Annotated in this window: 11 protein-coding genes and 1 tRNA gene; 11 read left to right on the top strand and 1 reads right to left on the bottom strand. The window is 59.8% G+C overall.

From position 1 onward, the window contains the following. Positions 1 to 766 precede the first annotated feature (766 nt). The 11 genes from argH to QMC91_RS02750 all read left to right on the top strand — a co-directional run bounded on the left by argH (position 767) and on the right by QMC91_RS02750 (position 11,470). A complete protein-coding gene (gene argH, locus QMC91_RS02800) occupies positions 767 to 2,245 on the top strand; it encodes an argininosuccinate lyase (protein WP_300235025.1) in 1,479 nt (492 codons plus the stop codon). Then, positions 2,242 to 3,477 (top strand): Glu-tRNA(Gln) amidotransferase subunit GatD, encoded by a 1,236-nt coding sequence (gene gatD, locus QMC91_RS02795; RefSeq protein ID WP_300235022.1) that lies wholly within the window; start codon positions 2,242 to 2,244, stop codon positions 3,475 to 3,477. The genes argH and gatD overlap by 4 nt, the downstream gene beginning before the upstream one ends. Then, a complete protein-coding gene (gene gatE / locus QMC91_RS02790; RefSeq protein ID WP_300235186.1) occupies positions 3,477 to 5,336 on the top strand; it encodes a Glu-tRNA(Gln) amidotransferase subunit GatE in 1,860 nt (619 codons plus the stop codon). Before gatD ends, gatE begins: the two co-directional genes overlap by 1 nt. 55 nt (positions 5,337 to 5,391) lie before the next feature. Then, complete coding sequence (locus QMC91_RS02785) at positions 5,392 to 5,700, top strand: DUF5350 domain-containing protein (protein ID WP_300235019.1); 309 nt, start codon at positions 5,392 to 5,394, stop codon at positions 5,698 to 5,700. Positions 5,701 to 5,754: 54 nt separating this feature from the next. Then, positions 5,755 to 6,111, top strand: coding sequence for a hypothetical protein (locus QMC91_RS02780; protein WP_300235017.1), 357 nt, complete (start codon positions 5,755 to 5,757; stop codon positions 6,109 to 6,111). After that, positions 6,098 to 6,625, top strand: a complete 528-nt coding sequence (locus QMC91_RS02775) for a nitroreductase family protein (protein ID WP_300235015.1) — start codon at positions 6,098 to 6,100, stop codon at positions 6,623 to 6,625. The genes QMC91_RS02780 and QMC91_RS02775 overlap by 14 nt, the downstream gene beginning before the upstream one ends. A 27-nt stretch (positions 6,626 to 6,652) precedes the next feature. Then, positions 6,653 to 6,991, top strand: coding sequence for a DUF555 domain-containing protein (locus tag QMC91_RS02770; protein ID WP_300235013.1), 339 nt, complete (start codon positions 6,653 to 6,655; stop codon positions 6,989 to 6,991). Continuing rightward, complete coding sequence (locus QMC91_RS02765) at positions 6,988 to 7,878, top strand: carbohydrate kinase family protein (protein WP_300235010.1); 891 nt, start codon at positions 6,988 to 6,990, stop codon at positions 7,876 to 7,878. The genes QMC91_RS02770 and QMC91_RS02765 overlap by 4 nt, the downstream gene beginning before the upstream one ends. 86 nt (positions 7,879 to 7,964) lie before the next feature. Continuing rightward, positions 7,965 to 9,704 (top strand): DUF2070 family protein, encoded by a 1,740-nt coding sequence (locus QMC91_RS02760; protein ID WP_300235007.1) that lies wholly within the window; start codon positions 7,965 to 7,967, stop codon positions 9,702 to 9,704. Positions 9,705 to 10,150: 446 nt separating this feature from the next. Then, positions 10,151 to 11,329, top strand: a complete 1,179-nt coding sequence (locus tag QMC91_RS02755; protein WP_300235004.1) for a PLP-dependent aminotransferase family protein — start codon at positions 10,151 to 10,153, stop codon at positions 11,327 to 11,329. A gap of 56 nt (positions 11,330 to 11,385) precedes the next feature. After that, positions 11,386 to 11,470: transfer RNA gene (locus tag QMC91_RS02750), tRNA-Leu, on the top strand. A gap of 122 nt (positions 11,471 to 11,592) precedes the next feature. On the opposite strand, the gene QMC91_RS02745 is transcribed toward QMC91_RS02750, so the two are convergent. Beyond that, positions 11,593 to 12,762 carry a glycosyltransferase gene (locus QMC91_RS02745; RefSeq protein WP_300235001.1) on the bottom strand — a complete coding sequence of 390 codons (1,170 nt, stop codon included), beginning with the start codon at positions 12,760 to 12,762 and terminating at the stop codon, positions 11,593 to 11,595. Positions 12,763 to 12,840 lie beyond the last annotated feature (78 nt).

Genomic DNA, 12,840 nt, shown 5'->3' with positions numbered 1-12,840 from the left:
TTACATCCATCCGTTACACTGGATAGGTAATTCTTCACGCTGTCTCTATATAGTATTGTCGAAAATAGCGTAAATTCCTCTACTTTAGTAGACGTTACTATCATTATACTAACCATATAAGATAAGTAATCTGTAATTTCTGCTCTCGTAGGTATATCGTGGGGCGGTGCCCTCTCCGGGGTGTCACCAAAAGGAGGTCCTGGCGGGGAGAGCGCGGGAGAAGATCAGATCGCCGCTGATGAATGTCTCTCTACGCGGCGACGGAAGCAGGATTTGAGAGAGGAGTTTCACCGGGACACTCTCTTTTCTCGCAGGTCGACCACCCCCACCTCCAGGCCGCTTTCGCGCCTCCTCCCGCCCCCCTTCCCGGGGGACGGGCAGTGAGTGGCGATAGGCCTGGCGGGTCGTGCACGCGACAGGAAACAAAAGTTGACGCCAGAGTTGTCCTCCCTGGTATTGTAACCGTGGTGAATCACCCCTCATAGGGTAGGGCTGATGGGGGGGGCGGAACCCTCCCCCTCCCCTGTCCATGCATGCCACAAGGCGCCCCCCCCGTGAAACTTTCTCACCACCCCTCTGTCTTGATCGCACATCTCCCCTCCCCACCCACACCCCTCAAATCCGTCCCGGAAGAGGTTCGCCAGACCCGGGGGGCCGGCACACAACTCGAGGTCACTGGCTCGATGGCCTTGCACGACCCTGACAGCAGAAACGTGGTCTTAATCTTTTAGCGTAACCAAACGCTACAGACAGGACTGTTGATAGGATGCGGACGGATCAGATTCGAGAGGGGCGTCTTGCAGGTGAACGGTCGCACGATATCGAGCACTTCCTTGCATCGATGGACGCCGACCGCTGGATAGCAAGAGCAGACCTCCTCGTGGATATGGCGCACCTCCTGGGGTTGCGGCGACAGGGGATCATCGAGGATGCCCCCGCGTGTGCGCTGATGGCAGCGCTCCTGGATTTCTATGACCACGGTCTCCCACCGGAGGCGTTCAGCGAACGGTTCGAAGACGTCCACGCCGGTAAAGAGGCCTGTCTCCTCGAGCGCCTTGGTGAGGAGGTAGGCGGGCGTCTTCACATCGGCCGGTCGCGAAACGACGAGGTCGCCACCTGCATAAGGATCCGTCTCAAAGAGGAGGTCCTGGGCCTCATACACTCTCTCACCGACCTGCGGCGAACTCTGCTCGATCTTGCCGCCGCTCACAGGGAGAGCGTGATGCCGGGTTTCACCCACCTCCAGCACGCCCAGCCCACCACCCTCGCCCACCACCTCCTCGGCTACGAACAGAGTTTCTCCAGGGACACCGCCAGGCTCCGGGAGGCGTATGTCCGCCTGGACGTCTCGCCGCTCGGTTCGGCGGCGTTCGCCTCGACCGGTTATCCCCTTGACCGCGAATACACCGCCAGACTCCTGGGGTTCTCGCGCCCTGCGCCAAACAGCATGGACGCTGTCGCCTCCCGCGACTTCGTGATCGAGGTTCTCGCCGACGCCGCCACCTGCATGACGACGGTAAGCCGGCTATGCGAGGATCTCGTCCTCTGGAGCACCTCGTTCTTTGGATTCGTCCGGCTTGACGACGCCTACTGTTCCTCCTCATCGATCATGCCCCAGAAGAAGAACCCGGACGTCGCCGAGATCATGCGAGCGAAGGCCGGAACGGTCGCGGGTTCGCTTACAGCGGCGATCACGATCACAAAGGCCCTCCCGATGAGTTACAACCGCGACCTCCAGGAGGTGACTCCACACCTCTGGCACGGCCTTGAGGCAGCCAGGCAGAGCGTCCCTCTCCTCTCCGGGATGATAGCCACCGCAGTCTTTGACACGGAGCGTATGGCAGCGGAGGCGGGGAGAGGTTTCTCCACCGCCACAGACCTTGCCGACGCCCTTGTCAGGGACTACGGCCTCCCGTTTCGGACCGCCCACCGGATCGTTGGGCGGGCGGTCAGGCACGGTTCGCTCGACCTCGAGACGCTTGAGGCCGCTGCACGGGAAGCGGCCGGGATATCGGTTCTGGACCTGGGACTCACGCAGGAGAAGATCGAGACCGTCCTTGACCCCCGTCACGCCGTTGCAACCAGAAGGATCATCGGTGGCCCGGCGTCTGAGACCGTCGCTTCCCAGATAGACGTGCAGCGTGAGACCTTGGCCGGCGACACAGCATGGTTGGAGGAGAGAGAGATGGCATTATCGCGTGCTTTTGAAACCCTCATCCTTGAGGCACGGAGGTTTACAGAATGATCGATACCCTCATGGCCGGAGACCTTGTTCGGTATACGAACGGCAAAACCACGCTCACCGGCACCTACATCACCGAACGGGACGAAATGGTTGTCATAAAACTGGATAGCGGCTACAACATAGGAGCGTCGCCTGAAAAGATCGAGTTTGTCGAGCGCCCCGCCCCCCGGCCACAGGCAACCGCCGGGAAAGTCGCGCAGAACCCCGATCTCCCCGAACTTGCCATCCTCTCCACCGGCGGGACGATTGCAAGCAGGGTGGACTACCGGACCGGCGCTGTGATGAGCCAGTTCTCTGCAAGCGACATCCTGCGCGCTATCCCCGAACTTGGAGAGATCGCCCGCTACCGCGACCGCCAGATCGCAAGCATCCTCTCTGAGGATATGCAACCGGTGCTCTGGCAGAAACTTGCCCGGGCGATATACGACGAGATCAGGGCCGGGGTTGAAGGGGTGATCGTCACCCACGGTACCGACACCATGGCCTATTCGGCCGCCGCGGTCAGGTTTATGTTGAAGACGCCGGTACCGGTCGTCTTTGTGGGGTCACAGCGGTCGGCCGACCGCCCAAGCTCCGATAACGCCATGAACGCCCTCTGCAGTGCCGCCGCCGCCACAAGCGACCTTGGTGAGGTGGCGGTGGTGATGCACGCTACCACAAACGACGACCGCTGTGCCATACACCGGGCAACCGGGGTCAGGAAGATGCATACCTCCCGGCGCGACGCTTTTCAGAGTATTGGGACAGAACCGCTCGGCTACGTAGACTACCCATCCCTCTCCGTCAGCCTCTCTGAGGAAGCGGTCCGGAGGGGGACGGAAGAGCCAGAACTCCAGGATAAACTCGAGGAACGATGCGCCCTCCTCCAGTTCTACCCCGGTATGCCACCATCGGTCTTCGAGGCCTTCGAGGGCTACGCTGGTCTTGTCATCTCCGGGACGGGACTCGGTCACGTCTCAACCAACCTCGTCCCGGAACTCCGGCAGATGATAGAGGAGGGGACGACCGTCGTCATGACATCCCAGTGTCTGCACGGCCGGGTCTGCGACCGTGTCTACAACACCGGAAGAGACCTCCTTGCGGCCGGGATCATAGAGGGTGAGGATATGCTCCCCGAGGTTGCGCTTGTGAAACTGATGTGGGTGCTCGGGAACGAGTCTGACCCCGACCGCGTGAGGAGGCTAATGCAGACCGACCTTGCCGGCGAGATACGGCGGAGGTCGATCCCATGATGGACTACGAAGCCCTCGGTCTCAAGGCCGGGATCGAGATCCACCAGCAGCTCGACACCACCAGGAAACTCTTCTGCCACTGCCCTACGGTTCTCAGGGACGTCTCTGAGCGGACGGGCGAGTTTCAGCGCTACCTCCGTGCAACTGAGAGCGAACTTGGCGAGATCGACCGTGCGGCGCGTGAGGAGATGAGACTCGTCCGGAAGTTCTGCTACTACACATACGATACGGTCTGCCTCGTAGAGCACGACGAAGAGCCCCCCGCCCCGATGAACCCTGAAGCGCTCGATATCACCCTTACGATCGCAAAGATGCTCGGCATGATCCCCGTCGAGGAGGTGCATACGATGCGAAAGGTCGTCATCGACGGTTCAAACACCAGCGGGTTCCAGAGAACGGCGCTGGTTGCGCTCTCCGGCGCGCTTCCCGGCGGTTGCAGGGTCGAGACGATATGTCTGGAAGAGGAAGCAGCGCAGCGGGTGGAAGGGGACACCTTCTCCCTCGACCGTCTGGGGATCCCGCTCGTTGAGATCACCACCGCCCCTTGCATGCACAGCCCTGAAGAGGTTGCGAAGGTTGCGGCATACATAGGGATGGTCCTTCGCTCAACCGGCAGGGTGAAACGCGGTCTCGGGACGATAAGACAGGATATCAACGTCTCCATCGCGGAGGGCGCCCGGGTGGAGATCAAGGGAGTCCAGGATCTCGATCTCATCGCCGAGGTGGTGCGGCGAGAGGTTGAGCGGCAGGTAAACCTTCTTTCAATCCGCGACGCCCTGCGGGAACGGGGTGCCCGGGTTGACCCGAACGTTGTAGATGTGACAGACCTCTTCTCCGGCACGAACTCCTCTATCCTGAAGAAGGCGAGATCTATCCTCGCCCTCCGACTCTGCGGGTTTGCCGGGCTTGTCGGCCGGGAGATCCAGCCCGACCGACGGCTTGGAAGCGAGTTTTCCGACTACGCAAAGAAGTGCGGTGTCGGCGGGATCTTCCACACCGACGAACTCCCGGCCTACGGTGTAACCGCAGAAGAGGTGGCGCGGTTGCGCGAACGTCTCGGCGCCGCAGATGAGGACTGTATCGTCATAGTGGCCGCCGGAAAGGAGCGTGCCACGTGTGCGATCGAGCAGGTTATGACCCGCGCCGTTATGGCTATGGAGGGGGTACCCGAGGAGACCCGGAAGATGCTTGAGGGCGGGAGCACCGCCTACATGCGCCCGCTCCCCGGCGCCGCCAGGATGTACCCCGAGACCGATGTCTTCCCTGTTACGATCGATCCGGCCTTCTGGGAGAGTGTCACGGTCCCGGAACTCCTCACCGACCGGGCGGAGCGGTTCGTCCGTGAGTTTGGACTGGACGAAGGGCTGGCACGCCAGGTGGCGTTCTCCGAGCAACTCCCGCTCTTTGAGAGGGCCGTAGCCGCCGGCGTCCGGCCTACCCTTGCTGCACGAACGCTCCTTGCCACCTGCCGGGAACTCTCACGTGACGGCGTCGAGGTCGACCACGTCACCGGGGACGAGATACTGGCTTTGCTCTCGGCGGTGGAGGCTGGCCGGGCCGCAAAAGAGGCGATCCCGGAGATCCTCACAGAACTTGCACGAAGACCGCAGGAGAGCAGTCTGGCACCTGAAGAGCGGGTGGACGCGGCCATACAGAAGGTTGCGCCCTCAGTATCAAAGGCCGATGTTGAGGCTATCGTCCGCAGGGTTGTGGCCGAACGCGAGGGGTTCACCCGTGAGCGGGGTATGGCCGCGCTCGGGCCTCTGATGGGCGTGGTCATGAAGGAACTGCGCGGGAGCGTCGATGGGAAAGTGGTCAGCGAGGCACTCCGGCGCGAGTTGGAGCGGTTGCTCTCCTGATCCTGCGGGTTACTTTTATCAGCGGATCGGGTCATAAATATAAAGGAGTTTTATCATGGGAAAGACAGGAAGCGTTCAGTGGGCTCAGGTCAAGGGCGTGAAGGGGCAGATCCGGCTCGTCCCTGCAAGTGAAGCCACCGTGAAGAAACCCGGCCCGAACCAGAGGTTCAAGTCGGCAGCGGTTATCCAGAAGCGAGCGAGCAGGGAAGGACAGGACACAAGGCGCGGCGCCCGTGGCGGTCGTGGTGGACGAGGCGGCCGTGGCGGTCGTGGTGTGAGCGGTCCCACGGCAGATGTGCGGGTCCGCCGGGCAATCCGCCGCTCAAAGGTCTCGGTGCTTGGAACCAAACAGAAGTCAAGGTAAGCCCTGAGATCTCTCCTTTCAATACTTTTTATAACTGTGAGTGCCAGTATTGGTATGGATCTTAAAACCGCCATCAGGACATACCAGTTTGCCGAGCGGGCAAAGTCCGAACTGATCATGGGGTCACACCTGACTACGGCACTGGTAGAGTTCCCGATCCAGGAGAAGCCCGGCGGAAAACGGATGCTTCTGATGATGCTTGAGGCTATCCGCACAGAACTTGAGTTCGCACAGCGGGACACCGGACATAAGGAGTTTAAGAGGGCCATCGATCACCTCAACGAGGCGATCAGTCTGGTCGAGAGCATGGACCTTGGCTCAGCTGCGGAGCGGATCGGCAGGGCGATCAGTGCCGCAACGACCGCTGCCCAGGAAGCATGGGATACACTCAAAGAGCATGGACTCCTCTGAGTTTCTCCGTTTTCTGAGAACGCGCTCTTCGGTGCGGGAGTACTATGGGCAGCCGCTTGAGGAGGAGGATATCGATTACATCCTCGCCTGCGCAAGCACCGCGCCGAGCGCCGGCAACCGTGAGGCCTGGGACGTTGTCGTCGTCACCGACGATGATATCAGGCTGGAACTTTCATCAGCGGCTCTCAACCAGGCGCATGTCCGGGAGTCTCCGGCGGTGTTTGTGGTCTGCGCAAACTACGTCCGCTCGATCTCGCGCTATGGGGAGCGTGGGATCCTCTACGCCGTCCAGGACGCGACGATCGCCTGCACCTACATGATGCTTGCAGCCCACGCGCTGGGCCTTCACTCGTGCTGGACGGGGGCGTTTGAGGAGGACGAGGTGCACGAGATCCTCGACCTCCCGCAGCACCTCCGTCCAATCGCGCTACTCACTGTTGGCAAGGGGAGACCGCCGCTTGAACCGATGGAGCGGATGCCGGTGGAAGAGCACCTGCACCGCGAGACCTGGTAGGTTAAATATCACATTTTGGGAGAGATTATGCCTGATTATTTGGTTACGCTTGAATCTGCCTGGATAATTAAGGATGTCAAGTCCATGGACGATGCTGTTGGCATCGCGATCAGCGAGGCGGGGAAGCGACTTAACCCCTCGGCAAAGTTCGTGGAGATCGAGGCCGGGCTGACCGAGTGTCCCTTCTGCGAGGGGGAGTTGAACACAGCGCTTGTAGTTGCCGGTACCGCGCTTGTAGGGCTTGTGCTGGAGATGAAGGTCTTTCGTGCGGAGTCGGAAGAACACGCGGCCAGGATAGCAAAGTCGGTCGTCGGGAAGGCACTTCACGATGTGCCCCTCCAGGTCGTGGAAGTGCAGGAGATATGATCGCAGTTGTCGGGCATACCGCCATCGATCACCTCTTCCGGGTGCCGAAACTCCCGGGGCGGCACAACTCAACCTACATAACCGAACACTCTGTCTACTTCGGTGGCGGAGCGGCAAACATAGCGGCAGGGATTGCGATGCTCGGGGAGCGGTCTAGGCTGGTCTCCGTAGTCGGTGACGACTTTCCGGGCAGTGATTACGACCTCTGGTTACAGCGCCTCGGTGTCGTACAAGATATAACTCTGATAAAGGGCACCAGGACGGCGACTGCCTATGTCTTCACCGACGATGAGGGTGACCAGGAGACCTTCTTTGAGTGGGGTGCGTCAACCGCGTTCAGCAGCCTTGAAGCTCCAGCCCTCGATTTTGTCCACATGGCAACCGCTGACCCGGACTTTAATGTTCGGGTGGCGCAGAGGAGCAGGTTCGCCTCGTTCGACCCGGGACAGGATCTCCTCCGCTACACGCCGGAACAACTTGAGATAATCCTTGCAAATATCAATATCCTATTCTCAAACAACCACGAGATGGACCGGATGTGCGGTATGCTGGGGCTGGAACGTGAGGATCTTATTGCATCGGTTCCAATGACTGTCATAACCAGTGGAGTTGAGGGGAGCACCCTCTGCATGAACGGCGAGGAGTATCACGTCCCGGCCGTACTGGTGGAGGCTCTCGACCCCACAGGCGCCGGTGACGGTTACCGGGCAGGTTTCCTCACGGCGTTCCGGATGGGTTGCACCCCGCTGGAGTGTTGCCGTGTGGGGGCGGTGGTTGCATCCTTTGTCGTTGAGCGGCCTGGCACCCAGACAAACCTTCCTGACCGGGATCGGATGCTTGCGCGCTACCGGAAGGTCTTTGGTGAACCGGGAGAGATTCCTGTCTGAAATATGGGAAACGCTCTGCAGATTGCCGACATAGGGTTGTCTGCTTTAAACTGTGCTCCGAGAGCGGCACCTGGAGGTGTCTCCTGATGGAGTCCAGTCAGTATGTGCGGTTTGAGGGGCTCACTCGCTACCTCTTCTCAGCTCCATCGTGGCCGCGGTCGCTTGCCATCACCGTGGTGCTCGGGCTCCTTATCGACGGGGCGGCCTATCGCGCTGGTAGCGGGTTCTTCCCTGTTGGCACCCTGGGGTTCACGATTCCGGCGCTGGTAGCTTTCCTGCTGACGCCGCCGCTGGTGCGGGTCTCTGGCAGGCAGATCACCTGGAACCGGTCGGCCCTTCTGGCACTTGCCTGCACGGTTCTTGGGGTGATCGTGAGCCTTTCGCCGACACTGGTTGCCGGGCGCTCACTCTTTCCGACGCTGTATGCGATAGCACTCGGGCTGACCTTCTGCATCCGATTGCTCGTCCTTGTTGCCGTGGCTGATTACCGGCAGAGCCGGATGGTCGTTCCTGCGTTCACACAGAGTGCTGCTGGCATAGCGATCGGGGCATGGCTCTTCAACCCGGGGTTCGCCCTCTACGTTATAGTGCTCCAGGTGGTCTTCGGGCTGGTTGCCATCCTTCTGATCTGGTTGATCGAGCGCCCGTTGAAACGGGGGTTCCATGTCAGCGGGTTAAACTTCCTCAACACATTCATTGCGCACCTCACCGACGGTTCGAAGAGGATGGAGGACTTCTTCCGCGAGATCGGCGAGGAGGTCTACGTCCCGGAGGTCTCGCTCTTCTTCTCACGCAACGAGGCGGAGGATGTCCTATTTACCGTCCCGAACGTTCACCCCGGGCCGATGGGTGATGTCGGTGGCGGGAATCTCCCCCGGATCCTGCACGACTCGTTTCCGGAGGAGACGCTGGTTGCTCACGGTTGCGCCACCCATGATTTTAACCTGGTCTCGGAGACCGAGATCGAAAAGATTGCCCGCGCTGTGGAGGAGTCGCGGAAGGGGCTTTCGTTCTCCGATACAGCGAGCCGTCCTATCCGGGTTGCAGCGGGTTCGGTCTCGATCCTCTGTCAGCGGTTCGGGGACGCTCTACTGATGGTGAGCACAAGGTCGCCGGAGCGAACGGAGGACCTTGACTGCGCGATAGGGATGATTATCATGGCGGAGGGGCGTTGCGGGTTCTCAGAGGTTGCGTTCGTCGACGCCCACAACTGTATGACCGGCGTTGGGTCGCCTGTCCTGCCGGCAACCAGGATTGCGACGGAGTATCTCGATGCCGCCCGCGAGGGTTTCAGGGCGGCGCGGGACCTGCCCCTGGAGCAGTTTGCGGTGGGGGTCTCACACATCCGGGTTCCGTTTACACGGGAGCAGGGGTTCGGGTCGCTCGGGGTGCAGGCGCTGGTGACGGAGGTTGGGGGGACGCGGGCGGCCTACGTCCTGATCGACGGGAACAATGTGGCACAGGGCGTCAGGGAGCGCCTGCGCGATGTGGCCCTTCTGCATGTGGATGATGCGGAGATCATGACGACGGATACGCACACGGTGAACACGGTCAGCGGGAAGAACCCGGTCGGCTACGCGGTGCCTGTGGAGGAGATAGTCCCTTATATCGAGCAGGCGGTGCTGGAGGCGGTCTCTGATCTTGCGCCCGCCCGCGTGGGGGCGGCGACGGCATGGTGCGAGGGGGTCACGGTCTTTGGGTCTCAGCGGGTCTCGCAGCTTGCAAGCACGGTGAACGCGATGCTCTCGTACATAGCACCGCTGAGTTTCATGATACTTGTCCTGGCGTTCCTGCTTTCGTTCCTGGCCTACATCGTGCTGCAGTGAGTTTATACTCATGCGGGTGGTCTTCCTGTCTCTTGCGTGTCAGCGGGAACGTCTTTCCATGGGGAGTTTACCCCACTCTATCTCTGAGTTTCAATCAGGCACTCTCTTCCCTGAGAGAAGATCTCCCCCACCACCCCGCCGCTGGCGCCCCCTTCCTCCGCCCTCTCAAGGGGGCGGGCGGTGAAGGTGATAGCCCCGGGAGCCGTGTGGGGGAATGGGAACGGAGACGTCAGAGAGTTGTCCTCCCTGGCACTGTACATCCATAGTGAATCACCACCGGGGGAAGGGCTGACGAGGAGGGGGGCGAAACTTCCCCCGCCCCTGTCTCGGCACGTCACCCGGAACATCTTTCGTGGCCGGATACCCCATCTTCCAGCCCGCCGCCCGCCGTGCTGCTTCTTCCGGTCATCGGGTGGGTTTTTCTGTCTGCACGTCCAGGAATTGTCATGAACTATCGGTTCGCTGCTCGGATGAAACGCGTCCCGGAGTCGTTCCTGGGTGAACTCTTCCGGGTCTCGGCCGTCCCCGGCGTGATATCGTTTGCCGGAGGTCTCCCGGCTTCGGACTGCATCGACGTCGAGGGGATCGCGGAGGCCGCCCGCCAGGTCTTCGCCGAAGAAGGACGGACGGCGCTCCAGTACAGCACGACGGACGGATACCTCCCGCTCCGGAAGTTCATCGCCGACCGCTACCGCAGAAGGTTCGGCCTCCCGGCAACCGCAGACGAGATCCAGATCGTGAACGGTTCGCAGCAGTCTCTTGACCTGGTCGCAAAGATCTTCCTTGATCCCGGCGATGCCGTCGGGATGGAGCGCCCAGGCTACCTCGGCGCAATCGAGGCCTTCTCGTTCTACGAACCGGTCTTTCACGCGGTTCCCCTGGAGGCGGACGGGCCGGACCTCGCTACATTCGAGTCGGTCATCCGCGATCACGCACCACGGTTCTTCTACGGCATCCCGAACTCGCAGAACCCCTCCGGGACGACATACTCTGACCGGAAACGCCGGGCAATTGCGGAGATCCTTGAGGAGACGGAAACGATCTTCTACGAGGACGATGCCTTCGGGGAACTCTTCTTCGACGGTAAGCCACGGATGCCGGTGAAACGCTACCTTCCCGAGCAGACGCTGATCTCGGGCTCGTTCTCAAAGATCATCGCCCCGGGGATGCGGGTAGGCTGGATATACGCCCCGGCACCGATCCTTCGTGAGTTCAACGTGGCGAAACAGGCTGCCGATCTCCACTCAAACTTCCTCTGCCAGATGATACTCGATCGTTACCTGAGAACCCACGACCTGGACGCCCACGTCCGCAGGGTTGCAGCGGTCTACGGGGAGCACTGCCGCTTGATGTGCGATCTACTCGACGACCTGATGCCGGCTGGGATGACGCACACCACCCCGGAGGGCGGGATGTTCCTGACCGCCACCCTGCCTCGCGGCGTCTCATCGATGGATGTCTTCCACGAGGGGGTGCGGGAGGGTGTTGCGGTTCTGCCAGGTGTGCCGTTCTACGTCGACGGCGGTGGCAAAGAGACGATCCGGCTGAACTTCTCGGCGGTGGGAAAGGATGAGATCGTTGAGGGGATGCACCGGCTGGCACGGGTGATGCACCGGTTGACGTGAGGATGGCGGCGGGCTTAATAGTCTTCCTCTTCAATACCATATGGACGTTTCTGGGGGCGAGGGTAGGTAAGCCTGGCCAAAACCGACGGACTTAAGATCCGTTCTCGCAGGAGTTCGTGGGTTCGAATCCCACCCCTCGCATTTTAATGGGGTGGTAACGGTATCAGCGCGCCAGGAGCAGGAGACCCCCTGACAGTTGAGATCTCATCTGCCAAATTTGTTGGAACCCCCTCACGCCTTGCAAAACTCTCCTCACCGACTCATTATAGTAATGTATCGTAGATCCTGAGGAAGTCCCCGGCTATCTTCTCCCATGAAAAACTATCTGCAAATTGCAGGATCTCCTGCTGGTTCCAATCTTTCTCCAAACCGACAAGGATCTTATCCGCAAGATCTTCTGGGTTTCCCGGTTGGCAGAGTAAACCGTATTTCTCTGAGGCTATGATCTCCCTGCTTCCAGGGGTGTTTGTTGCGACGATAGGTTTTCCGCAGGCCATGGCCTCAATCTGAACAATCCCGAAACTCTCGTTCAAACTGGGGAGGACAAACAGGTCGCAGGCATTCATCCAGAGCGGGATCTCGTTACGGGGTCTATTTCCCACCAGCATCACGTGTTCCGCCATACCATCTCTGGCGATCTGTTTCTCCAGCGCTCCTCGTTGTGGTCCGCCGCCAATGATGACACAGAGCAGGTCAGGATGCTCTGAAACAACATTCCGCATTGCCGAGATGAGATAACGGTGGCCTTTGATGACCTCCAGGTTCCCGACTGAGAGAAGGATGCGCCGGTCTGCCGGCAATCCAAGGGTTGCCCTGCAGCCCATACTTCCCATCGGTCGGAAGATTTTTGCAAACCCGTTTGAGACCCGGAAGACCTTCTTGTTATAGTTCTTCAACACCGGTATATCGAGGGAGTTTGGTCTCAGTATCGCGTCAGAGTTTACCCAGGCTTTCTGGATCAGGGGGTGGGCCATAGCGTTCTCCTCAGAAAGCCAGGCCGGGTCTTCATGGACTGTTGTTATGAGCGGGATCTTCAACTCTTCCTTAAGTATTACGCCGATGTAGGCCGACGGCCACGTAAAGTTGGCATGGATGAGGTCAAACCTTTTTCCAAGCTTCTTAACCAGGCGTTTTACTATATAGGGTCTTGTATCAAAGGATAACTTCAATCGGTTCGTGATCCCGGGGATATGAAGGCTCCGTGGAATAAAGAGGCAGCGAGGGTAGAACACTGAGACGTTATCGTAGTTATAGTCGGTGCAGTATCGGTCGTTTGGCATGACCCTGCCGGAAAAGAGGACGGGTGCCACAACAACGATCTCGTGAAAAGAATCTTTCACCGTATCGACAAAATCCTTTATGAAGATGCCGCCGATGTACGTGTCTGTCGAATCGGGGTAATCTGGCGTGATAATCAGGAGATTGTGCTTCATCGCTCCATCCTCTCATCGGGGCATTCAAGGTAATTCATCCCAGAGTTTACAGCCCCAATCTCATAATGTTGATTGCCA

The organism is Methanoculleus sp. (genome assembly GCF_030019085.1).
Lineage (GTDB): Archaea > Halobacteriota > Methanomicrobia > Methanomicrobiales > Methanoculleaceae > Methanoculleus.
This window is presented reverse-complemented; position numbering and strand designations above follow the sequence as displayed.